Source organism: Collimonas sp. OK242, from assembly GCF_900107095.1.
GTDB lineage: Bacteria > Pseudomonadota > Gammaproteobacteria > Burkholderiales > Burkholderiaceae_D > Collimonas.
The window spans coordinates 1-25,267 of sequence record NZ_FNOR01000028.1; the positions used below are offsets into that span (position 1 = coordinate 1).

Below are 25,267 nucleotides of genomic sequence, written 5' to 3' on the forward strand. Positions count from 1 at the left end.
AAGAAGGCCGAGGCCTTTTTTAAGATTTCTACATCTCCTCGCAGTTGGCGGTTCTCCTGCTCCAACTGCCTGATTCGTTGTTGCTCGGGCGTCAGCGGTTTGCCAATGCCTGGCTGGCCGGATTGCTCGGCATCGTACTGCTCTACCCAGCGACGCACGGCGGTCGGGCCAATGCTCATGCTCTCGCATACGTGCTGAACACTGAGTCCCTGTTCTTTGATCATTTTGACGACCTCAAGCTTGAAGCTGTGATCGAAAGTGCGGCGTTGCCTTGTCATGCAAATCTCCTCGGATGGTGGATTGTCCACCTATCGAGGTGTCCGGGCAAATTAGACCACTACAGTCCGAATTGAGCCGCGTGGCATTGGCGCGTGATCGTTGATTGCTCACGGTTGCGCGGTAGGACGAACCATGGTTCGCCAGTAGCCAACGCGAGAACGCTGAGCGCAGGGAGCCTGCCGAAGCGGGGGCCGGTGAAGAAGAGGGCTTAAATGAATAGTAGCTCATGGCATTGTCCGGTGGTTGGGTTGTTGAGCAAGGGCGGCGAGGAAAGCCCAAGGAGCGTTGCTGCTTCGCTCATGCGACGCCGTGGTCTTGAGGGAAAACCAGGTATGGGCGCATGTCGAGAATCCGTGAGCTGTTAAAAAGCGATTGGAATAAATCTCATAAGCATCAAGATCAACGGGCATCTAGATAGTATTGATAGTGGCAAACTATTCTTGCTTACAATCTCAGAGCGGCCAATGAACACATTGCAAGAGGACTATAACTTGCCGAAAAGAAAAAACAACCTGTGAATATTGATAGGTGATTTGGCGTGCGCCACGGATTGTCATAAGGAAATATTGATGTTACTCCCCCAATTGTTTTTTCTCACATTAGAGCGGTATTTTTTGTTGGCTAGATTTCGTCGCTCGACCATGGATTTCACGCGTAAATGCGTCAATACCAAAAATTTGAATCTGGGCCATCTTGCGTGCCAATGATGAATTATTGTTGCTATAGGGAAATCCCTATAGTCTTTTAGGGATTAACTGATTGATATGTAATTCAGATTTTCGGATCATTGACAAAGCAATAAGGCGCACTTACGTTCTTTAAAAATGGTGGAAATCGATGCGTTGGCATCTTGTCTCGATATTTGACAAGCAATTTCGTACAACACTGATGCGTAGAGTGCAAATGAAAAGAGCAATTCGGCACAAAGTCACAAAGATTCCTGGGTGTTATTGAAGTGGATGGTCAGCACACATTAAAGCCAGCCCGCAAACGTAGTCAGTAGCTCAATTCAAATTGCAACAATGAGTTAGGCGAGAATGCAATTCCACAGCGCATATGAAGATTCTCTTTGTTCACCAAAATTTCCCTGGCCAATATCTTCATCTTGCGCGTCACCTGGCATCCGTTCCGGGAAACGAGATCGTCTTTATTACCCAGCGTCAGGACGCATCGATTCCTGGCGTGAAGAAGATTGTCTATAAGCCGCAGAGAATTGTGACCCCAGGGATCCATCATTATCTGCGCGAGACCGAAGCCGGCATACTGAATGCACAGGAAGTGGCGCGGGTTGCGATGGAGTTGAAGAATGCCGGTTTCGTCCCAGACGTGATGCTCGGCCACAATGGTTGGGGAGAAATCTGGTATCTGAAAGATGTCTTTCCGAATACGCCGTTATTGGGCTATTTCGAATTTTTCTATAAGGAGCAGGGTGCCGACGTCGGCTTTGATCCGAACGATCCTCCCACACCGGACAGGCCGCCGCGCTTGCGAACCAAAAACTTCGGCAATCTGCTAGCGCTGGAGTCGGTCGACTGGGGGCAATGTCCGACACTGTGGCAACGATCTGTCTATCCGCTACGCTATCAGTCAATCATCAGCGTCATCCACGAGGGCATCGATACCCAACTGGTTAGACCGAGCGATAACGCCAGTTTTAGCATTCCAGGCACGGAGATTGTCTTGCAACAGGGGGATGAAGTAGTCACCTATGTTGCGCGCAATCTGGAGCCTTACCGCGGATTCCCGAGTTTCATGCGCAGCCTTCCTGCCATTTTGGAGCGCCGTCCAAACGCCCATGTCTTGATTGTCGGGGGCGATGAAACCAGCTATGGACCCGGTTTGGCGGACGGATTGACCTTTCGGCAGCGCTTGCTGGACGAACTGGGAGATGCGATCGATCTCAAGCGCGTGCACTTTCTTGGCAAAGTGCCGTATTCATCCTTTCTCACGATCCTGCAGATATCGCGCGTCCACGTTTATCTCACTTTTCCGTTCGTGTTGTCGTGGTCGATGCTCGAAGCCATGTCGGCGGGGTGTCTTGTGGTTGGTTCCAGAACGCCCCCCGTGGAAGAAGTGATTCGAGATGGCGAAAACGGTATTCTCGTCGATTTTTTTTCACCAAGAGACATTTCACAGCGCGTTGTCGAAGCACTGGAAGATGTTCGCGCGCATGCACAAATCAGACACAACGCCCGCCGCACCATTGTCGATAAATTCGATTTGCGGACCATTTGCCTGCCGGCGCAGTTGGGCTTGATTGAAAAACTAGTTTTGTAGCGTTCTGAAAGTACAAGGCGTTGTATAGGGAATGGGCAATTTTTATATATTCAATCGCAAGCTGTTGGGCGTCGAACTCTTGATCAAGCAAATTTTTCCTCATTCCTCAAACGATTCGCAGACCCGTGTCGTGCGGACGCTAGCATTGCCAACGCATGATTTGAGTGGCGATCACTTGCACAGCACTAGGGTGACCCAATGAGACGCATCCTGTTAACGTGGGAAATTGGCTCCAACACGGGGCACTTGCTGCGATTATTACCCGTGGCGGAGAGACTCAAAGAGCAAGGGCATGCGGTATTAGCTGCGGTTCGGGACATACCAACGGCAGCTACCGTTTTTGGTCCCACAAATATTTCTTTTGTTCAGGCTCCGATACTTGCCCAGGGGCGGCAACTACGTCATCGTCAGACCGGCTACGCGGATATCTTGCTGTCTCAAGGCTGGGCCGAGAACTCCGTCCTATGGGGATTGATACAGGGCTGGATCAATCTTTTCCGAATGTTCAGGCCGGACGTCATCATTGCGGATTTTTCGCCGACAGCCTGCCTGGCTGCACGTATTGCAGGCGTACGCGTCGTATGGCTGGGAAATGGTTTCGAATTGCCGCCGGCAACAGATCCATTGCCGCCGTTCCCCGGATTCTCATGGGCGACGCAAGAGCTTGCCGCCAGATCCGAGCGTATTGCCGTCGAAACCGCGAACACAGTGATACAAGCATTCAATGGCAAGAAGCTTCAAGCGTTACGGGATCTGTTTGACCCGCAGACATGTCTGCTGGCCACGTTTCCTGAGCTGGACCATTACGGTGCGCGACCCAACATCCGCTATATCGGCATGCTGCGTGGGCAGCCCAAAGCAGATTCAATTGCCTGGCCGGATGAGGGCGAGCACCGTGTTTTTGCTTACTTGAGGCCAGATACCGAAAATGTCGACGCAATCCTTGGCGGCTTACTTGAGAGCGGAGCCAGTGTCGTATGCGTCGCGCCAGAATTCGACAAGGAACGACTCAACAAATATCGAAGTGTGCGGATAACCTTTACGACACGACCGGTTGCGTTGGAACGGCTTGCAAGTAGCGCACACGTTTGTGTGTCGTATGCGGCGGAAGGAACTGTGGCGACCTTTTTGTTGAAAGGTGTGCCGCAATTGATGTCGCCGCGATTAGTTGAAGGGCATATGACGGCAAAGAGGGTCGTTGAGTTAGGTGCGGGCTTGATGGTGCCCGCCGGAGCCACCGGTCAAATCGTTGCGACAATGCTGGACCGGCTATGCCGAACATCCGAATGCAAAACCAAGGCTATTGCTATTGCAGACCGATATCGCGGTTTTGATGTCAATGCTGCAGTCGATGAGATTGTTGGTTTGGTGAATATTCTGACTGGGGAGAATGGGCCGCCTTCCTATAAGTCGTTGCCCAGTACCCCGGTTAATCAGAAGGGCGATGATCGGCGATGAGCAAAGAAAAGATTGTGCGATGTCTTGTCTTGGGCGGAGCTGGCTTTATCGGCGCAGACTTGGTGGAACGCCTGTTAGACGAGGGCTATGTCGTACGTGTTTTTGATAAAAAGCAATCTCCATTCCTTGCTACCCTTTTGTCAAAGGGCGACATCGAGTGTATCCATGGCGATTTCCGTGATAAGGGACTTCTTTCCAATGCCATCCAAGGATGCGATATTGCTTTCCATCTGATTGGCAGCACGCTTCCCAAAACATCGAATGACGATCCTCTTGCCGACATAGAGTCGAATTTGATGGGGACCGTTCAGCTTTTAGAGTTGGCCCGCTATTCCGGACTCAAGAGAATAATCTTCATGTCTTCCGGCGGCACTGTTTATGGTGAGTCGACACAAGTTCCAATCGACGAAGACCATCCTGCCAATCCAATCACCTCGTACGGGATCGTCAAATTAGCCATCGAGAAATATCTTGAGCTTTATCGCCATCTTTATGGCCTGGAGTACGTTGTGCTGCGCGCGTCCAATGTATATGGAGAGCGTCAAATGGCGACTGCGACCCAAGGGGCAGTTGCCGCATTTATACAACAGGCTCGCAACGGCGAACCAATTGAAATTTGGGGAGATGGCTCTGCTGTCAGGGACTATATCCATGTGTCCGACGTCGTGGATGCGTTGATCCGCTCAGCGCGATATACGGGGCGATCTGCAATTCTCAATATCGGCTCAGGTCACGGAACACGGATCGACGAATTGGTAGGCATCATTGAAGTGATTACCGGGAAGACAGCTGTACGAAAACGAGGCGGCGCCCGAGTCTTTGACGTCAGGTCAAATATCCTCGCTTGTGATCGAGCGTATGTGGAATTGGGATGGTTGTCCAAGATCAGCCTGCGCGAGGGTATTGGCAAGATTCATCGTTCTTTTGAAACGCAGTCATTGGTTGGGGAAATTGGTGAGCTAAAAGGGTTTTCACGCCATGATTTCCGATAGGGAAACCAAGTGATTTTTCTATGTTGTAGTTAAAGTGATTTTTATAAAAATAATGCGCCGTCGAATATTAAAGCTGGTTAACGCAGGTATTGTTTCGGGGCGCAAACAGCCTGCTTTGACTCATGCGTTTTCCGTCCACGATGTGACCTGGGCGATGGGGAGTTTCTGCGCGTTGAACGGTAAACCGTTCGACAGTAATCTGCTGCTGCAGCAATTTCCACCGCCCTACAGCGCCGATTCGATTATTAATGCCGGACGTGCTTTGGGCTTCAAGATCAAACGTAAAAATTGCGAGAGCGGGGCACTAATCGCATTACACATGCCTTGCCTGGCTATCATGCATGGTCCGGAAGTTGACAATCAACTCCCTAATGCATCGGCACAAGCAACCAACGGTGTCGGCGTCGAACCTGCGTCAAGAGCAAGCCGCCCTGCAATCATCGTTCAAATCAATGATGGCAACGTCATCTTGTTCGAAGCCGGCAGCAATACGCCCAAGACGTTGACACAAGCTGAGTTCGCGGCTTCCTATGCCGGGACCGTGTTCCAACTCGCGATGAACGCTAAAACGATCAAGGATCCAGACGGTGCACGAGCAGATCAGAGCAAATTCGGTTTCAACTGGTTTATCCCGGAGCTTTTAAAACACCGGCGCGTATGGCGCGACGTTCTGATTGCCTCGCTGATCATTCAGTTGCTTGCGCTCGGTACGCCATTATTTACGCAAGTCGTGATCGACAAGGTGGTGGTACACCGGACAGAAAGCACCTTGATTGTCATCGCCATCGGCCTGGGTGTCTTCATGCTGTTCTCTGCGTTGCTTTCGTGGGTGCGCCAGTATCTGGTTCTGCACACGGGCAACCGGGTCGATGCCGTCCTGGGCAGCGCCGTCTTCGATCATCTTTTCAAGCTGCCGCCACGCTACTTCGAACATCGCCCGACCGGCGTCATTGCCGCGCGTCTGCATGGGGTGGAAAGCATTCGCGAATTTGTCGCCAGTGCGGCCGTGTCGCTGATTCTCGATTTGCCGTTTTTGCTGATCTTCGTCGGCATCATGTTCTATTACAACGTCACCTTGACCCTGGTTGCCTTGTCGCTGATCGGCGCCATCGTCGTCCTCAGTCTAATCATGGCGCCGGTGTTCCGTGATCGTCTCAATCATCAGTTTTTGCTGGGTGCGCGTAACCAGGCATTCATTACCGAATATGTGTCAGGCCTGGAAACCGTCAAGAGTCTGCAGATGGAGCCACAACTCTCGGCACGCTATGGCGACTATCTGGCCGACTACCTGCAGGCGGGTTTCAGGATGAAGCAAATCGCCAACACCTATAACGTGGTCGCCAACGGCATCGAGCAGTTCATGTCTCTGATGATTCTTGTGGTCGGTGCCTATAACGTGATGCACAACAGCGATTTCACGATCGGTATGCTGATTGCCTTCCAGATGTTCGCAGGCAGAGTCTCGCAACCTATGTTGCGCATCGTCGGTTTGTGGCAGCAGTTTCAAACGGCGAATATGTCGATGCAACGGCTGGGCGACATCATGAATGCGCCGAAAGAACCGTATTCAATCCTACCCAGCCGCCTGCGTGAGAGTAAGGGCAGCATCGAGATTGATAATCTGAGTTTTCGGTATGGGGAGAATCTGCCGTATCTGTACCAGAACTTTGGCTTGACAGTTACGCCAGGTAAGGTGATTGCGATCATGGGGCCGTCCGGGTCGGGGAAAAGTACGTTGACCAAGCTTTTACAAGGCTTCTACGTTCCGTCCGATGGCCAGATCAAACTCGACGGCAACGATATTCGCTATCTCTCCGCGAACGAATTACGCCACTATTTTGGCGTTGTGCCGCAAGAGACTGTTCTGTTCTCCGGCACCATCTACGACAACTTGTTGATGGCCAATCCGCATGCGACGTTCGACCAGGTCGTCCATGCCTGCCGTATGGCGGAGATACACGGCACCATTGAGCGTCTCCCACAGGGTTATCAAACTGAGATCGGTGAACGCGGCGTGGGATTATCCGGCGGCCAAAAGCAGCGGATGGCGATTGCCAGGGCCTTACTCAAGCAGCCGAAGATTCTGGTGTTTGATGAGGCTACCAGCAGTCTCGATGCGGCGACCGCCGAACATTTTGCGGGAACCATCAATCAGTTGAAGGGGAAGGTAACGATGCTGTTTATTACGCATGCATTGCCGAAGAATTTGCTGGTGGATGAGGTGGTGCGGATCGGGTCAACAACATTAGCTGCCATTCATTCGCATGTTGATCTTCACGGAGTAGGAAATACATCTCAAGCTTGAGCATATGCTAAAGATTGAATTTGCAATAAGGAAACGACGTCATTCTTGCAAGGTTGACGATCTGAGTAATTTATGAGAACGAAATTCACTAGAAATGGGACAAGGAAAATCATTTATTGAGTGATTCATTTTTTGATTTTTTGTCCTGTTTTCTTTCTGACTCAGGTGAAATAGTTAAAAATACCTGTCCTTCCTATTCAGAAGAGAAAATAGGATTTGAACAGTGCATGAGTGTTTGATCTAACGTGATCAAGATTATTAAGGGAATTAAATCGTGATAAAAAAACTTGTTCAACTAATTATGATCGTCGGATGCATGATGAATCTAAGCGCTTGTTCTCAAACTATCTTTACATGGCACGAAGAGGTGAAGCTCAATGACGGTCGAATCATTGTCGTCGAACAGAAGAAACGCTCGGACGGCAGAATTGCGCGAGAGGCATGGCTCACCATTAATCTACCGGAATTTTCTGCAAAGCCATTGGTGTGGCATGAAAATCTGGATCCATTAATTTTGAATGTGAGTGAGGGACGACTCTATGTTGTCGGAACTCCTCCAACTGTACGGGAAGCCAGGCTTTATGGAAATCCGAGCCCACCTTACATCGGTTTTCTGTGGGAGAGCGAGAGTTGGAAACGAATCCCGTTTGAGCAGATTCCTAAGGCGATTTACGCCACGAATATGTTAATTGAAAGCTTTCCTCCAAAAGACACGACGCTTTTGACGCTGGTAAAAAAAGAAAGTGTCGAGGTGAACGGTGATCCGACTATCCCCAAGTACTTCAAACGAATTGATCCGAAGTTTATTTACCCAAGCAAATAATTCTAACAGTCCAATCTTAGGATAAAACATGTCATCAGCAGCCATATCGCCAGCAATATATGCAATTCTGTCAGCCGCCGCCTATAACGATAACCGGGGCGTACCAAATCAAATTGTTGATAGCAGCCTGCCACCAGGCTGGACGCCGGTAACGAATGTACCAGCTCCCTCTGACACGTCGAATAATGGACTGAGCAGCGGGTTTTCTGCCTCCTCATATCAAAACGGAGGCGATATCATCATTGCTTTCGAGGGAACGGATTTTCTGATTGGATCAAACAATGGACAAACAGCCGCGGATGCGCTGGCAGATATTGGTCTGGGTTCAGGTTTTGGTTCATCGCAATTGATCTTGGCCGCACTCTATTATGAGCAAGTAAAGGCGGCCAATCCTGGTGCCAATATTACCTTCACTGGTCATTCGCTGGGTGCTGGTCTTGCTTCCATTTTGTCGGTGTGGTTCGACGTGCAATCGAAGATATTTGCCAACGCTCCATTTTTAGCCACTGCGATGAATTCCGGTGTCGCAACTGCTACTGCTGCAGCGTTGGCCAAGAATGGATATGCGGATTCAAAATTGGTCAGTTTTATTCCCTTAATTGGGAATGTGGTGAGTTTGGCTCGCGAATCAGATGTTGCCGCTTACTACGTTGAAGGCGAGGTGTTGAGTGCCAATTTCAATAACGCGCTTTTTGTTGCCGGGAGCAACACTCAAATTACAATTGGCGGCGGTGATGCTGTTGGATCTGTGAACTTGCATTCTATTGTTTTGCATGCACTTCTTGAAATCAGTAATCAACTGCGATTGGATACACTGCAATTGCCGACATTGTTGTCGGCATTATTTGACAAAACGCTTTACGCGCGAGCCTTGGAAGGCCGGTCTGCCGATTTTATGACTGAGCTGTTGAACGCGCAAAGTCCGCTGATAGGCACGATCAACGCTGCATCCGGACCTCTGACTTTATTTGCGGAGGATATGGCAAGGCTCGGGAAAAATGGTGTTGTGCAATCCAGTCCGATCGATAACGCGGTGATTGCCGCCGCAATCGAGAATTACTATTGGGTTCTTCCGCCGACCGGCGCTAAGGGTTCCACCTATCAGTCATTTTTCAACAGCGTTAGTGGTGGTGTCGGTTTTAATCTGAACGATATTGCCACGAACGATACGGGTATTCAATTAGGTAGGCAGCGGTTGATTGCTGCCGCCGAACAACTGGTCTGGAACAATGATGCCGCTGCGGAAGCTATTATCGATTCCGCCGACAACTGGTTTGTTCAAGCGGGGCAGAGTGGCATGGACGCTTCTGGGAACGGAGGTGGTAGCGATGTCATGATTGGCGGTGGTAATGGCAATGTGCTCAGAGGAGGTGGTGGGGACGATGTTTTGATCGCGGGTACGGGCAACGACACGCTCAATGGCGGTAAAGGGAATAATTACCTGCAAGCTGGTTTTGGGAATGACTGGTTGTACGGTCAGGGCAATGATAAATTTGTATTCACTGGTGTAGATGCCGGGATAGGCGGCACTGATTACGTCGTTGACTCTGATGGACAAGGTACGGTGTGGGTTAATAGCATTCAACTCACAGGAGCGCCCAGTGCGACTGCTAATTTCACTTGGACAGCAAGTGACGGTACAACTTATCAATATGCGCCGGATAGTGCTGGAAATCCGTTGCACGGCACAGGTACTCTCACTGCAAGTAACGGTGCTTTAGGTACAAGTGATCAGATTATTTTCAAAAACTTTGATCTTGACGCAGCCGAAACCGAGTCGAATGGCTATCTCGGCATCAAATTTTCCGAAAAAATTGCCATCCAATCAGGCTCGAATCGAACCGACGACCCTTTTCTCACAGGTCAATACGTTCCTGGCGCCAGTAGCCAGCAGACAGATATTTCCAAGAGTCTGACGATTTACGCCTCGGCAAACAGTGCCACGGCGCAGACGGTCACGTTGGCGCTATCCGGTGGTAATGTAGCAGATTATTTGTTGTCTAGTGGTACTAGTCAAATTGCATTTTCTAACGGTGTCGTTACTCTGACAATTCCCGCAGGTGAGGACAGTGTGACGTTCCAGTTGATCAATGACGGGGCCACCAGCCAAGGTGCTGTCCTCACGCTGACGGCGACATTGAATAATCCAAACGCATCTGCGGACGATCCTGCTGCGACCAGTTCAATTTCGATCAATGATTCGGGCGTACCGACCATTGTCGATAGTAAGCCTAACTTGCCTGACGCCCCTACCGTGACGTATGACCCTAAAACAGGTTTCACGAGCTACGTAGGAACCGGCGCCAGCACAATAGTCACTGGATCCGGTGATAGTTATGTTGACGCCAGAGCGACCAGCGAAGCCAGTATCGTGGGTGGCGCGGGCAGCAATACTATCGTCGGCGGCGCCGGTTACGAAACGATTGTCAGCGGCGCCGGCAACGATTTGATTACGGGCGGCAGTGGTGACGACATCATCAGTGGCGGTGGCGGGCAGGATGTGATTCTTGCGCTTGACGGCAGCAATCGTATTTATGCCAATACGCAGGTGGATTTGTCCACCGCGATAGCGCAAGCAAAAACAGAAGCGGCTTCTGGTCAGAAGGGCAGTTTCCTGTCGGTCGGCGATGGCAACAACACGATTGTGGGTGGAAGCGGTAACGATGCGGTGGTTGTGGGAGCTGGCAATGACGTGGTGGTGTTGGGTGCCGGTAACAATTTCTTTGTTGGTGGCGTGAACGTCGATATTGTCACAAAAGATTGGTCTGTCACACAAACACCGAACACTCTTGACTATACACTTAGTTCCGTGGATTGGCCCAGGGGTGCGGTCGTGCCGTCTTCCTACGAAGGGGCGAAGTTCGGTGACCAAAATGACGTAATGTATCAGGATGGCGGTGGGAACGACACAATTTTTGCAGGCGCGGGGAATGACGTTATCTTCCTGTCGAACGGCGATAACTATGTCGATACCGGAACCAGCAACGATACGATTTTTGGAGGGGACGGCAGTAATGCCATTTTTGGCGGTAGCGGTAATGTGTTGGCGATCGGCGGCGGCGGCAACGATTATATTTATGGCGGAAGTGGTAAAGACATGCTGATCGGCCACGGTGGCAATAACACCATCTTTGGTGGCAGCGGTAGTGACACCATTTATGCAGGTAGCGACGGTTCTAACTTTGACACATTTGAAACCGGATTCAACTATGTCGATGGTGGCTCCGGCAACGCTCTTATTTTCGGATCGGGCGGTAGCGATACCCTGATTGGCGGCAGCGGTAACGTCACCATCTACGGCGGAGCCGGCACCGAGGACATTACCGGCGGTTCTGGTCACGATGTGTTGTATGGCGGAACCGGTACCGACGTCATTCGTGCCGGTGACGGCGGCACGGCCGACAATGCGACTAGCATTTATGCGGGCGATGGTAGCTCAACTTTGTACGGAGGCCTTGGCGTCGATGCGATTTTTGGCGGTTGGGGAACTGACGTTATTTATGCAGGGGACGGTGGTAGTGCCGCTGCGGCAACACAAATTCATGCCGGAAATGGCGCTGTTACTGTGTATGGTGGATTAGGAACCGACCAAATTGCGGGGGGCTCCGGGACCGATGTGCTCTATGCCGGTGACGGGGGGACTGCTGATGGTGCGACGACGGTGCTTGCCGGTACTGGCAGCGACACGTTATATGGTGGGGCCGGGGTTGATATATTGGATGGCACCGGCGGTAACAACGTGTTGCTGGTGGCCGGTGGTGGTGATGCGACCTTGCTCGGTGGCAGCGGCGACGACACGCTAATCGCTGGGGGCGGATCTGACAAGCTGGTTGGTGGCGCGGGTAATAATACCTATGTATTTAACGCCGGATTCGGTCAAGCCGAAATTACCTCGACAAGTGGTTCTGATGTCATCCAGTTCGGGACTGGTATTTCCGCCAGTGACTTGGCGGTCACTGCTGCTCTGGCTGGCGATGGTTCGGGAGTATTGGAGATCGAGGGCGCTGGCACCATTTTGGTGGACAGTGGACTAAGTAGTGCTGTGAGCGAGGTAAGTTTCACTGATGGCACTTCCTTGACCTTAGCACAATTGATTGCACAGACCGGCGCTCAGTCTGAGACGATTGCTGGTGGCAATGGCAACGTTTTGTTCAGTGTCGGAGCTGGCGAATCGGTCCAGGGCGGTAGCGGCAACGACACACTGTCATCTTGGGGAGGCAATGCGACACTGAACGCAGGAAGCGGTAACAATGTCTTGTATGCCGGAGGTGGGAGCGATCTGCTGGTGGGCGGCGTCGGTAACGATACACTGATAGCCGGTGCAAGCAATGACACCTTGGTTTCCGGAGCCGGTGCAGAAACCTTGGTTAGCTATAATTGGAACACCACTTTTGTTGTGAATAATGTCCAGGATGTAATCCAATTATCGTCAGGGAATCACAACGATACAATTGTCTCGTCAGTAGACTATGTGCTGCCTGATGCGATAGCAACCTTGAACCTGACCGGGTTGGCCAATCTAGTCGGGACCGGCAATACATGGGATTCAGTCATTACGGGGAACGCAGGTAACGATACATTGACTGCCGTATCAGGAAGCACAACACTAATTGCAGGAACCGGCACGGATACCCTGATCGGTAGCGCTGATGATACAGTTTTTGTTGTCAATAGCTTGGATGACGTGCTGGTGGAACAGGCCGTGCATCGTTCTGCGACGGTACAAGCGAATATCAGTTACACGTTGGCGTCGAATTTCGATAATTTGATATTGACCGGCAGCGCGAATCTGACAGGTACTGGCAATGATCTGAATAATCAACTCATGGCAAACAACGGTAACGACACGTTGATTGCGGGCGGCGGTAACGACACGTTACTTGGCGGAAGCGGAAGTGACCTGTTGATCGCCGGCAGTGGCGACGATATCCTGAATGGCGGTGCAGGAATGGATACCCTGGTTGCCGGCGGCGGCAACGACGTTATGATCGCGCGGGCTGGTAGCACCTATGTGTTTAACCAGGGGTTTGGTCACGCCGACATCTATAACGCGGCGAGCAGCACTTTGCAGTTTGGCGCCGGCATCGCCCCGTCCGACCTGACCTTCAGCATAATGTTGAATGGCAACTCGCCATCAATCATCCTTACTGACGTTACTGGTGGTAACGTCACCGTCGGTGGAGGATTATCCACTACCGATAATACGACTTATGCATTTACTGGTGGCGCCACTCTCAATCTGAACCAGTTGATTGCCCAGACGCAATCTGCACCTGTCACGCTCGCTGGCTATGGGGGCAACCTGATTTTTGCGGCGCACGGCAATGCCTCGCTGGTCGGTAGCAGCGGTAACGATACGCTGTACGGCTGGGGCAATGGCGATACTCTGGTTGCCGGCTCCGGTAACAACACACTGTACGGCGAGGATGCAAACGATATTCTTGTTGGCGGAACCGGGTTGGATGTTTTGTACGGCGGTACAGGTAACGACACGATGATTGCCGGGACCGGTGAGAATACTTTGATAGGCGGTCAGTCCAGTGATGCGTTCATGCTGACCGAAGGTGGTGTGACGACCATCAACTCCAGTACTCAATCCGGAATTGAGACGCTCTGGCTACCGGAAGGAATGCGTCTTTCCGATTTCTTTGCGGTACAAGTTGGGAAGGATCTCTATATCAACTCTAACTCTTTGGATACAACGACGATTATCAAAGGGTATTTCAACCCCCAGCCGCAAAATGTCGGCTGGGTGTTGGGGGGCGATAACGATAGTCCCGTCTTTTTACAGACATGGGTAACTGCACAGCAAGCAAATCTAAGTGGTGGCGCAACCGACTACAGCGGCAAGATCAGCACGCTGGAGCAGGCGTACAAAGCACAATTGACCACGGATTTGACATCGAACGGCAAGAGTGGTGCCGGGTTGAATAACAATGTTAGCCGCGCCAATGTTGGCGATTACTACCGCAACGACGCTAATGGGATTGCAGGGAGGGTGGTTAACTACACCTTTAATGGCGTCAAGATAGACAAGCTTACCGCTAGCGGCGGGAATTTGGCACTCGATTCGATTGACGACAATGTCGATACGACGCAAGTGCATGAGACCACTGTTACGGGATATAAGACGGTGCCGGTTTATAAATTGGTGCAGGTAACTGCTGAAACTGTTGTGGATATGGGGCCGCCTTCTTCTACTGGAGGAGGGACCAATCTCTTATCTGATGAACACAATCTGCTACCGAATGGGGACGTTGGATTTACAGTGCCGGGTGTGATACGTGAAGTTCAAGCAGGCACTACAAACCAGGCATATACCTATCAAGCCTCCACCGTCGACGTGCAGCGTACCCTGAGCACCTATGCAATCACCGGCGATGGTGGCAACGATGTGATTACGATGGCGTCAAATAATGACTCGTCCGGGGTGCAAAGTGCATCGTTTATGGGGACCGTCAATACTGGGGATGGTAACGTGTCTGTGAATCTTGGCACGACGAGTAGTACCAATCCAGATTATGGATCGGGGCAGGATTATTCCTCGTCAGGAGCAAGCTTGGATCGCTCCTTTATTGTAGCCGGTGCTGGAAACGATACGCTGATAGGAACCGATGGCGCCGATACGATAGTGGGCGGCTCCGGGTTTGATTACATGGATGGAGGTTTGGGAACAAATACCTATTATGTATCGATGCATGGCGATGCTACCGACATCATCAATGACACAGGGGATATGGAAAATAGCGCGGAAATTCAGGACGGTTACGGAGGCGTCGTTCCCAATAAGACGCTCGTCATGCCGGACGGACTGCTTGCGAAGGATCTTAACTATCGTTTGGTGCAAGATCCTGCTTATCCAGACTCCAATATTCTCCAGATCAATTACGGGACTTCGAATGTATGGGTCGTGTACCAAGACGGTATTTTGGAACCGACTATGTACAGCGATGAGCCCGACATATTGTCTATCGGCGTCAATCGCATTGAGTTTTCCGACGGCAGCGTCATGACGTTGAACCAGTTTATGGCCGCTGCTCATCAGATGGCCGATGACTACATACCTACGGTGACCGCTACCGATCAGGTTTTGCAATTGAATCAAACAATTGCGGTGTCCAGTCTTTTCAGTGCCAGCGATACCGGCAACAATGCGATTACCTGGTACAAGGTATCGAATACTGGAACCGATTCAGGTTACTTTACGTTGAGCGGCAAGCAGCAATCTTCAGAAGTGCCTGTTTACCTGACGGGCGCGCAATTAAGCGGTTTGCAATATGTGACTGGCGCTACGGCCGGCAATGACTTGATACAAATCAGCGCATTTGACGGTGCAGCCTGGAGTGTGGTGGCGCCGATCAGTATCGTCACTACGTCAAACAACATCCTGCAAGCGACGACGAGTAACCAGGCATTAACCGGAACTGCGGCAGCCGCGGAGGTATTGATTGGTGGGTATGCCAATGACACCTTGGTCGGCGGCGGGGCGCAAGATACGTTTTTCCTGCGTCGCGGTGACGGCAATATTACCGTGTCCGAGGCGTCTGATACCTCTGGCAATAACACCTTGAGATTTGGTGGTGGCATCACGGCGGATAGCCTGCAACTGGCTCAACGTGGGGACGACTTGTTGATCAAGTATGGAACATCATCGGACAGCGTTCTGGTGAAGAGTCTGGACACCTTTAATGGAACTGCTCCGATTGATAAATTCCAGTTTGCCGATGGCAGCTATAGCACCTATTCAAGCAGCGGTCGGGGCGATTTTCTGATTACCAACTACGACATTGCTGACAACAAGACAGGCGATGAATGGCAGCATACCGACGGTACAGTGGGATTTGATCGGATGAACAGTGATATCACGACGGAAACATCAGTGACCACAACCAATACCGATGGGTCGACTTACAGCACCGATCAATTTCGATATGAGAACGTCTTTTCGCAACAAAGCTGGAGCCGCAGCGATGGCACTGCCGGCAGCACTACGAGTTCTGGCGGCAATATAAATGGCACCAGTTCCGTCGCTATCAATGGCAGTCAGGAAGTCGATGGCGCGAGCGGTCGTCTGCTGATCGGAAGCACGGGGGGCGATACCATCGGCGGCAATGCCGAAAATTCCTTGCTGTTAGGTGGTGTCGGCAACGACCTGATTACGACAGGACCTGGTGGCAATGTGATTGGCTTCAACCTAGGGGATGGCCAGGATACCGTTGTTGCAGATGCAGGAGACAGTAACGTGCTTTCTCTCGGCGGAAAATTCAGTTACGCCGATCTTGCTTTTCAGAGGAGCGGCAACAACCTGATTCTGGATGTCGGCAGCAGCGATGCCGTCACGTTTCAGGATTGGTATGCTTCGTCCGATAATCAGCAACTGGTGACATTGCAAGTCATCGAAGCAGCAACTGCAGACTATTCATCGAGATCGGCAGATACGCTGAAAAACACCAAGGTTGAAACGTTTGACTTCCAGCAACTGGTAGGAGCTTTCGATCAAGCGCAAATAGATAATCCGGCACCGGGTGCATGGAGCCTCGCCAGCAGCCTGCTCGATGCTCATCTGGACAATAGCAACACAACGGCCCTGGGGGGGGATTTGGCCTATGAGTATGGCGTTCGGGGTAATCTCACTGGCTTCAATATCGTCACTGCCGTAGTCGTATCCAATACGCAGTTTGCAACGGCGCCTCAGACTTTGAGTCCATGGGGGAGTGGCAGTGGCATGGGTGCGCAGATCCGATGAAGCGCTTGTGCTTAGGGTATCAAGATCGAGGTCAAGCCGATGAACGATAGAAAATCAGTGCTATCGCCGGAGGCGCTCGACTTCGCCCCAGGTCTGTTGGCCATTCAGGAAAGCCCGCCGGCGCGGTTGCCACGTACCGTCATGTACATGGTGATCGTCCTGTGTGCCGTCCTGATGCTCTGGTCGATTTTCGGCAAGCTGGACATTGTGGCCAGCGCCGAGGGTAAGCTGGTGCCGCAAAGTTATGTGAAGATCGTGCAGCCCGCGGATGGCGGGATTATCCAGGATATTCTGGTGAAGGAAGGGCAGACGGTCGCTGCGGGCGAGGTGCTGATCCGTATGGATGCGAAAGAAGCGCGGGCCGACGAAACTAGTCTGCAGACTCAGCTCGTCATGCGCTCGCTTCAATTGCGCAGGGTAGATGCGGAATTGGCCGGATCGCAATTGGTAAAAAAGACCGATGATCCCGCTGATCTGTACACCCAGGTAGCTGCACAATATAGCGAACGTAGACGTGCCTATACCGACGCACTCGGCGGCGCGCAGGAGATGCTGAAAAAAAATCAACGCGACTACGATGCGGGTAAGGAGGTATTGGCAAAGCTGCGTGAAATAACGCCGATCCTCAAGCAACAGTCCGACGCCTACACCGACATGGGAAAGGACGGCTACGCGCCGTTAGTCACCGTGCGTGACAAGCAGCGCGAATATCTCGAAAAGCTCAACGATTTGCGTGCGCAGGAATCTACCTTGGCGAGCCTGGCCGCCGCGGTTGATGCAGCCGGCAGGCAAGTGGCGCAGGTGACCTCAAAATATCGCAGCGATTTGCAGAACGAAGAGGTGGAGGCGCAAGGTCAATATCGCAAACTGCAGCAAGACAGCATCAAGCAAGAACATAAAACCGGCTTGCTGGAATTGAAGGCGCCGCAGGCCGGCACCATAAAGGATCTCGCGACCCATACCATCGGCACTGTCGTGACGCCTGGCACGGTCTTGCTTTCTCTTGTCCCGGAAAACGAACCGTTAATCGCCGAAGTCATGGTCAGCAATGACGATGTAGGCTTTGTCTATCCGGAGCAAAAAGTCAAACTGAAGCTCGCCGCTTATCCATTTCAAAAGTACGGCATGCTCGATGGTGAAATATTGACTATCGGTGCTGATGCCAACGAAGGTCAAAATCAGCAGCAGGATTCCGGTAAAGATCCTTCCGCGACGAATAAAGCCAACGCGGCGACAACCTACAAGGCCTTGTTGTCCTTAGGCAGCCAAGCGCTGGAAGCGCAAGGAAAAAAATACAAGCTGGTGCCTGGCATGCAAGTGACTGCGGAAATTAGCGAGGGGCGGCGCACAGTAATGCAATACTTGTTGTCACCGGTACAAAAGGCCTTGCAGGAAAGTGGTCGCGAACGATGATGGACTTGCCAGGTTTTAGAAAATCGTTTTACGTTCGCGTGTGTTTCACCTTTCTCACCGCCATTACGTTGTCGGTTTCCGCTTACGCCGTCGATATCATTGAAGCCTACCGATTGGCGCAAGGCAGCGATCCGGTCTTTGAATCTGCGCGTTATGCGTTAGAGAGCGCCCAGCAAAAGATTCCGCAAGCACGCGCCGGATTGCTGCCAGCCGCCGGGGTTGTCGGCAACAAGGGATATACGCGTGCCGATACGCGCTTCACCGGCGAGGATCCCGTCGATCGCCATATGAAATCGTGGGCGTGGAATTTGCAGCTGACGCAGCCGCTGATCCACGCGGGGAATCTCTACGCCTATCGTGAATCGGAGCTGCTTGTTGAGCAGGCCACTGCACAGTGTGCAAAAGCAGAGCAGGACATGCTGTTGCGGGTTGCTGAAGCGTATTTCGGCGTACTTATCGCGCAGGAAGCAATCGCGGCGGCCGATGCGCAAATCAGCGCACTGGACGAACAGCTCGGGCAAGTGAAGCGTGGGTATGCATTGGGCACGCATTCCGTGACCGATATCGATGAAACCAAATCGCGCCTGGGATCGGCCCGGTCGCAAAAGGTAGCAGCGCTGAATGATCTCGCCAGCAAGCGCGCCGACCTGGAGAAGGTGACTGGGAAGGAACTGGATCATCTTGCCGTACTGGGCGCGCCGGTCACGCTGCCAGAACCGGTTCCGATGGATGCGCGTATCTGGATGGACCACGCGCGTACCGATAATGCCAGCGTGCGTGCACAAACTGCGGCCTTGGCAGCCGCCAAAGTGGACATCAAGAAAAATCGCTCCGACTATCTGCCGACGATCGATCTGACCAGTTCTTATGGCAGCAACTATGCCTCGAACAGTCTGACCACACCGAACGACTATGCGACACGATCGAAATCGCTTCAGATTGGCTTGCAAGTCAATATTCCGCTTTATTCCGGCGGAATGACAAATGCGAGAGTCAGCGAAGCCGTTGCCAATGCGGGGAAAGCACGGGCCGACTTAGAGGCAGCAAGCCGACAGGCCGCTACTGATGCGCAACAGGCATTTGCCGGTGTCGTGAATGGCTTGGCGCAAATAGAAGCTTTGAATTCTGCAGTCGAGTCGGGTGCAAGTGCAGTCAAAGGCAATCGTGCCGGATATCACCTGGGAATTCGAATCAATCTGGATGTGCTCAATGCGGAGCAGCAGCTTTACGCTGCGAAAAAGGATCTGGCCAAAGCGCGTTATGACACCTTATTGCAAGGGCTTAAATTGAAGGCAGCCGCGGGCACCTTGGAGGAGGTTGATTTAGTGGGAATTAATGATTTGCTTGTGCGCGAACGGTAACTGGTTGATTGGCGCAAACGATGAGTACCGGAAGAGGTCGAGCCAGTAACGGATTTTAGTCGATAGGTACGGCGATCGGTGGCCGGATGGCGGCAGATTCCAGTTAGATAGTGCAATACCCAGAAGGTTATGACGACACAAAGTATGAACATCGCGTTGACGCAGGAGCTGCATCTTCAGGTCAAAGCGGCTCTCGGAAAAATCAATGCAAGCAGAAAACTACAAATCCTGACCTGGAATGGGGAACGGATTGTCGTCACGCCGATTGATGGAATGCGGGCACAGAAGTTAATTGAACAGCGGAACTGCTTGGGTGTCTACGACTTTGATTCCACCTCAGAGCAGATATTGAGCGATTTACTTGTCGTCATCGAGAAAAAGGGGCAGTGAAAAATGTCACTGTGCGCTTGCATTGCTAACGCGAACAGTTCGATTCCGATGTTTCGTCGGGGGAGGAAATGTCGCAAGCTAAGCGTCAAGCTGAAGCAGATCCTGATGAGTTGTTTGTTAGGTGATTAAAAATTACTCAATCAAGTAAAAAATTACTGTGTTCACTGATGATGTGTCAGTGGCAGAGGTGCGCATTGACCACCTGCCTTTAAACGGTTGGGAGGCCAACGGCCAATATGTTGTTATATATAAGAGAGGTATGTAATACCTCTCTCTGACTAGGTATTCAAGCGTAGCTTCTATAGAGAGCTTCAGAGATGATGAGAAGTGAAATAGATCAAAGAAGACTAGCCAGGCTAACGTAGCCTGGCGCTATGACGATCCCAGACTATTCCATTGATGAAATCCAGTGCAATTTATGTATCAGAGAAATGGCTCGCGGTATCGAGCGTGAAATTATCAATCATTTGTTACTTTCGTCGAAAAGCTGTCGGGTTCTTCAAGATGGCAAATAACAGGGTAGATGATCGCTGTTTAGAAAACCGCTGTCGAGACATCGGCTATCTTGAATCAGTATTGAATTTAAACAGTGGTAGTGCGGGACAGGTTCTTTGCAATAAACTGTCCGGCTGTATCGCTGTCTGATTCTATTCGTCAACTATGGCCAACCCTTGTCCTAAAAAGCGTCTCCCGTCGACTCCGCGGCGTATCCGTCCACCGTTTGTTTGGACTGCGAAGGCCGACGCTCTGCTGGGGACGACGACAGATGCGGCGATTGCTGCGCGATTACAGATCCTCCCTGAAAGCGTCGCGATGCGTCGTCGCAAATTGGGGATTGCGCCTTTCAATACGGCTGTCGTTTGGGTGGCGTGGACCAAGAAGATGGACGCTTTGCTGGGGACGGCACCAGATCCAGTCATCGCTGCGCAGTTACGGATCCCTGCTCCAAGCGTCGGGACACGTCGTCGCAAACTGGGGATTGCCCAGGTCGGTAACGCTGTTGTGAAGTGGACTGCCGAGATGGATGCTTTGCTTGGTACGGCTTCAGATGGCACGATTGCGTCGCAGTTGGGGTGCATTCCTGAGACTGTTGGAGAGCGCCGTCACAAATTGAGAATCGCTCGTTTCAGTACCGCTGCCCTGACGTGGACAAAGCAGAGAGAGGCACTGCTGGGAACGGATACCGATCCAGCGATTGCAAAAAAACTGGATCTCAGCCCTGGACAGGTCCGCCTGCGTCGGCAGTCTCTCGGCATTCCTACCGCAAAACCTCATCCCGAAGCGCTCAAGAAGATCATTGCCAGAAGCGGCGCTCTGCCAGTTCCTTCACAATCGCGTGCAACAACGTCGACAGGACGCCAATTTCTGATTGATCAGCCGCATGTTCAAAGAGCGAGGACCGAGTTTGCGGATACCGAAGATATGGCGTTGACGGCTTATTTGGAGCGGGAATTAGCCGAGGTGTACTCCAAAAGTCTGCACCCACCATCTTGCCCGTATTGTCGGTCGCGCCGGACGATCTTGCAGCAAAAGCCACATGGATGCCATCCATTACCGCGCTTTGCCTGCCGGACATGCAAACAGAATTTCAACCGTGTAGCTGGTACACCGTTGTTCCGATTGCGTGCCGCAAAACTTCCCCTGTTTATTCGACTGCTATCCCAGCAAATTCCGTACAACGTAGCGGCTCGACGCCTTGGGGTCAGTATCGACGCCATCCAAAACTGGGCAAAGAAATTCAGGATATGGCTGTTGCAACTCGATCCCACTGGCAAGTGGGAGAAGAAAGTACGCTTGGGAATCAAGGCACGTCCGCATATTCGTTGCCCGCGCTGCGGCGTCGATGGTGAGAAATATTTGAATGGGTATATGCCCAACGGCGAGCGTAGATTGTGCTGCCCAGCCTGTGGCACGGCATTTGGCATTAGCGATGCCGAACGCCTGGCGCAGGAGGCGGTCCGCCTTGAGGTCTTCCACGACCCCGGCAAGGCAGCTCTTGATACCGAGACTAGCGATTCGTAATTGGTTTTTGCTTGTGTTTGGAGAGTGACGCCTTGCCTTTTTGATGCCAAAAACCCACAAATGTGTCAAAGATTGCAAAACAATACATGTTTCAAAGAGTTTCTGTAGATAAATAGAATGCTATTTTGTAAAATCGAGCAAATTTAATTGCAACATTTACAAAGAAAGCAACAATGGGGAAGCATGCGGAGATCACGAACGGTCACCAGGTCATCGTGACCAGAGCTGAGCGCCGGAAGCCGCTCGCGCTGTTGATTAGTTTGTGGCTGGGTACGTCCGGATCGGGCTGGGCGGCTGACATTGCAAGATGTCGCTTGGCGATCACATTTCTGATTTGAAAATGAGAAGGTGATAAAAAATATATGACCGCGACCCAAGTACCTCTATTAACCGAGGACGCTGATAAAAATAAAAACGTATTGTTTGATCACTTAATCCGCGACGCTGCCTCAGTTCAAACGATCGACGACTTCAAACAATGGACGCGTGAAGCAATTCGGCCTATTTTTCCTCACGAAACATTGGGTTGTGGATACGGCCGTATTCATGCCGGCGGGGTCGGCACTGATGGAATCATTGCTGTCGACTACCCCATTGAGCATTTGAAAGATATTTGTAATAAAGCTGGCGGCCTTGATACGCCAATTTTGCGCCGCTGGCTGTTGACGCGTGAGCCTCAACTGTTTGACGGTGATGTGCCTTGGCCAGACATACCCCAACATTGGTTTGAGCAGTTTCAGCGTCATGGCATGAAAAACGTTGCCGCACATGCCGTCTACGATACCGAGCGCTGCATTGGTACCTATCACAGCTTCCATCGCATTCCGGGTGTTTTAGGCGAAACACATATCGCCATGCTCAGGCAATTGGCCCCGATCATGCACGAAGTGCTGTGTCGCGTGATTGAGAATCTGAACAATGTGAATGCCTTTGAAGCGCTTCTATCTTCCTTAACCGTACGCGAACGCGAGATTCTGCGCTGGGTGGCTCAAGGCAAAACAAACCGAGAAATTGCAGAAGCGATCTTCTTGAGCGAAATGACAGTCAAGCACCATCTGATGCGCATTTTCCAAAAGCTGAAGATGGAAAATCGGACGCAGCTGGTGAGTCGTCTTGCCGAATATGAAGCGCGTGTGCAACCCGCATATGGGGTCAAAATATTTTAAGTCTTTCCCCTTGCCGACGAGGGAATGGTGTGGCTATCACCATGCCGATGGCGCGCAAAAAGGAACTAAAGTTCTATATACCGTCAATCAAAGATGCGATATTTTGACGCATCTCTTCAATTTATATAAAAAATGAGAGCGTGAAATCCGTCAACGCATCTCAATACGTCAGTAACAATAATAAAGGCAGTAATGTATGGGGAAGCGTTTTAAACGTAAGGGGAATCTGTCAGGTTTTGCCAAGGGGATGGGTCTGGTATTGCTGTTGGCGTCCGTATTGCCAATCGTTCGTGCTCAAACGGTACAAACAACGGACAGCGAAGAACAGCGCCGTCGCAGCCAGGCCGAAGCGCAGGAGCGCCAGCGCCAGTTGCAGGCGCCGAACGTCAATTTGCAAGGCGCTGCGCCAGCGGAAGACATGGGCAGCCTGGCGCTGCCGGCCGAATCGCCGTGCTTTGTGATTCGCCAGTTTGTCCTCGATGTTCCTGCCCAACTGTCGCCAGCCATTCGCGCCGCGGGCGCCAGTGACTTACCGCACGATCCTTTCCGGTTTGCAGTCAATTACCTTCGCCAGTATGAAGGAGCCTGCGTCGGTAAAGAAGGTCTGAATGTGATCGTCAAGCGGGTGACCAATCAAATTTTAGCCCAGGGCTATAGCACCACGCGCCTGGGGATTCCCGAGCAGGATCTCGCCAGCGGTACATTAAAACTGGTCCTGGTGCCTGGCGTGATCCGAGCAATTCGCTTTAGCGATCCTACTCTGTACGGCACATGGAAAACCGCTTTTCCGACCGGCCCCGGCAACCTGCTCAACCTGCGCGACCTCGAGCAGGGGTTAGAGCAAATGAAGCGGGTTCCCAGCCAGGACGTGGATATGCAGATCGTCCCCGGCGATGCACCAGGTGAAAGCGATGTGGTGATTGCCGTGAAACGCAGCAAACCGTGGAAGCTGACCGGTACGCTGGACGACAGCGGCGCCAAAGGTACCGGCAAGCTGCAGGCGGGCTTGAATCTGGCCGTCGACAACCCCTTGGGGCTCAACGATCTATTCAATATCGGCATCAGCACCGATGCCGACCGCAAGGCCGGCCAGCGCGGCACTACCGGCAACAATATTTACTACGCTATCCCTTTCGGGTATTGGAACTTCGCGGTCTCAGGTAGCACGTATGATTATCATCAAGCGGTGGCGCAAGCGAGTCAGCCATTTATTTCGCATGGCAAGTCGCGCAATCTGGAACTGAAGATTGCGCAGCTGTTCCAGCGTGACCAGGCGCAAAAGAACAGTTGGCAATTCAAGGTCGGCAAGCGCTGGAGCCATGCCTATGTGGACGATGCCGAAATCCAGCTGCAAAACCGCGATACCACGTTCGCTGAGCTGGCATGGGTGCATACGCATTACTTCGGCAACGCGCAACTGGATCTGTCTGTCGCTAACAGATGGGGTGTCAATTGGTTCAACGGTCAGACCTATCTGAAAGATCTGAACGGACAAGAAAATCCTGCCACCAACAACCTGCACTACACCTTGCAGACCATCGACGCCACATTGAGCGTGCCGTTCAAGATCGCTGATCAGCCAGTGACCTACATCGGCACACTGCACGGTCAAGCCTCTCGTTCGCAGCTGATCCTGGCGGATCAATTCAGCATCGGTAACCGGTACACGGTGCGCGGCTTCGATGGCGAACTGACCCTGGCTGCTGAACGCGGATTTTATTTGCGCAACGAATTGAATCTACCGATTGCCAACAGCGGGCAGTCTGCCTATGTCGGCCTCGACTATGGGCAGGTCTATGGCCCCAGCGTAAGCGGCTGGCCGCAGACAGCTAATAGAGCCAGCAATGCCGGTTTGCTGGGCAATAAGTTGGCTGGCGCCGCAATCGGTCTGCGCGGCGGTTTGTTCGGCCTGACCTACGACGTGTTTTCCAGCTGGGCGCTGTATAAGCCGCAAGGTTTCAATACCACTATGCCTGCTGTCGGTTTCAACTTGACCTATCAATATTAATCCTCACCCTAAAAAAAGAAAATGGCT

13 protein-coding genes are annotated in these 25,267 nt (G+C 51.8%); 12 read left to right on the top strand and 1 reads right to left on the bottom strand.

Annotated features, from left to right (window positions below; all coding sequences use genetic code 11):
• The coding region (locus BLV81_RS21970) for a transposase (protein ID WP_143036412.1) at positions 1-278 on the bottom strand (278 nt) is incomplete at its 3' end.
• A 1,057-nt stretch (positions 279-1,335) separates the two neighbouring features.
• Here BLV81_RS21970 and BLV81_RS21975 point away from each other — a divergent pair.
• The 12 genes from BLV81_RS21975 to BLV81_RS22030 all read left to right on the top strand — a co-directional run bounded on the left by BLV81_RS21975 (position 1,336) and on the right by BLV81_RS22030 (position 25,240).
• Positions 1,336-2,556 carry a glycosyltransferase family 4 protein gene (locus BLV81_RS21975; protein ID WP_092360050.1) on the top strand — a complete coding sequence of 407 codons (1,221 nt, stop codon included), beginning with the start codon at positions 1,336-1,338 and terminating at the stop codon, positions 2,554-2,556.
• Between the two features lie 198 nt (positions 2,557-2,754).
• Entirely contained in the window at positions 2,755-4,014 is a 1,260-nt protein-coding gene (locus BLV81_RS21980) for a glycosyltransferase (protein ID WP_092360051.1), read from the top strand.
• On the top strand, positions 4,011-5,006 hold the full coding sequence (locus tag BLV81_RS21985) for an NAD-dependent epimerase/dehydratase family protein (protein ID WP_092360052.1): 996 nt from the start codon (positions 4,011-4,013) through the stop codon (positions 5,004-5,006). Before BLV81_RS21980 ends, BLV81_RS21985 begins: the two co-directional genes overlap by 4 nt.
• A 52-nt stretch (positions 5,007-5,058) precedes the next feature.
• A complete protein-coding gene (locus BLV81_RS21990; RefSeq protein WP_092360053.1) occupies positions 5,059-7,311 on the top strand; it encodes a peptidase domain-containing ABC transporter in 2,253 nt (750 codons plus the stop codon).
• Between the two features lie 274 nt (positions 7,312-7,585).
• The gene (locus tag BLV81_RS21995; RefSeq protein WP_143036413.1) at positions 7,586-8,134 is read left to right on the top strand and encodes a hypothetical protein; all 549 of its coding nucleotides are present in this window, start codon (positions 7,586-7,588) and stop codon (positions 8,132-8,134) included.
• Positions 8,135-8,162: 28 nt separating this feature from the next.
• A complete protein-coding gene (locus BLV81_RS22000) occupies positions 8,163-16,880 on the top strand; it encodes a lipase family protein (RefSeq protein ID WP_092360055.1) in 8,718 nt (2,905 codons plus the stop codon).
• A 39-nt stretch (positions 16,881-16,919) separates the two neighbouring features.
• Entirely contained in the window at positions 16,920-18,293 is a 1,374-nt protein-coding gene (locus BLV81_RS22005; RefSeq protein WP_092360056.1) for an HlyD family type I secretion periplasmic adaptor subunit, read from the top strand.
• Positions 18,293-19,654, top strand: coding sequence for a TolC family outer membrane protein (locus tag BLV81_RS22010; RefSeq protein ID WP_255365420.1), 1,362 nt, complete (start codon positions 18,293-18,295; stop codon positions 19,652-19,654). The genes BLV81_RS22005 and BLV81_RS22010 overlap by 1 nt, the downstream gene beginning before the upstream one ends.
• A 144-nt stretch (positions 19,655-19,798) precedes the next feature.
• The gene (locus BLV81_RS22015; protein ID WP_176992934.1) at positions 19,799-20,044 is read left to right on the top strand and encodes a hypothetical protein; all 246 of its coding nucleotides are present in this window, start codon (positions 19,799-19,801) and stop codon (positions 20,042-20,044) included.
• Positions 20,045-20,857: 813 nt separating this feature from the next.
• Positions 20,858-22,066 (top strand): DUF746 domain-containing protein, encoded by a 1,209-nt coding sequence (locus BLV81_RS22020; RefSeq protein ID WP_176992935.1) that lies wholly within the window; start codon positions 20,858-20,860, stop codon positions 22,064-22,066.
• Between the two features lie 362 nt (positions 22,067-22,428).
• Positions 22,429-23,232, top strand: a complete 804-nt coding sequence (locus BLV81_RS22025; RefSeq protein WP_092360060.1) for a helix-turn-helix transcriptional regulator — start codon at positions 22,429-22,431, stop codon at positions 23,230-23,232.
• Between the two features lie 196 nt (positions 23,233-23,428).
• Complete coding sequence (locus BLV81_RS22030) at positions 23,429-25,240, top strand: ShlB/FhaC/HecB family hemolysin secretion/activation protein (RefSeq protein ID WP_092360061.1); 1,812 nt, start codon at positions 23,429-23,431, stop codon at positions 25,238-25,240.
• Positions 25,241-25,267 lie beyond the last annotated feature (27 nt).

Coding starts and splice junctions, on each gene's coding strand:
- BLV81_RS21975 (WP_092360050.1), top strand. CDS start 1,336: ATGAAGATTCTCTTTGTTCACCAAAATTTCCCTGGCCAATATCTTCAT.
- BLV81_RS21980 (WP_092360051.1), top strand. CDS start 2,755: ATGAGACGCATCCTGTTAACGTGGGAAATTGGCTCCAACACGGGGCAC.
- BLV81_RS21985 (WP_092360052.1), top strand. CDS start 4,011: ATGAGCAAAGAAAAGATTGTGCGATGTCTTGTCTTGGGCGGAGCTGGC.
- BLV81_RS21990 (WP_092360053.1), top strand. CDS start 5,059: ATGCGCCGTCGAATATTAAAGCTGGTTAACGCAGGTATTGTTTCGGGG.
- BLV81_RS22000 (WP_092360055.1), top strand. CDS start 8,163: ATGTCATCAGCAGCCATATCGCCAGCAATATATGCAATTCTGTCAGCC.
- BLV81_RS22005 (WP_092360056.1), top strand. CDS start 16,920: ATGAACGATAGAAAATCAGTGCTATCGCCGGAGGCGCTCGACTTCGCC.
- BLV81_RS22010 (WP_255365420.1), top strand. CDS start 18,293: ATGGACTTGCCAGGTTTTAGAAAATCGTTTTACGTTCGCGTGTGTTTC.
- BLV81_RS22015 (WP_176992934.1), top strand. CDS start 19,799: ATGAACATCGCGTTGACGCAGGAGCTGCATCTTCAGGTCAAAGCGGCT.
- BLV81_RS22020 (WP_176992935.1), top strand. CDS start 20,858: ATGCGTCGTCGCAAATTGGGGATTGCGCCTTTCAATACGGCTGTCGTT.
- BLV81_RS22025 (WP_092360060.1), top strand. CDS start 22,429: ATGACCGCGACCCAAGTACCTCTATTAACCGAGGACGCTGATAAAAAT.
- BLV81_RS22030 (WP_092360061.1), top strand. CDS start 23,429: ATGGGGAAGCGTTTTAAACGTAAGGGGAATCTGTCAGGTTTTGCCAAG.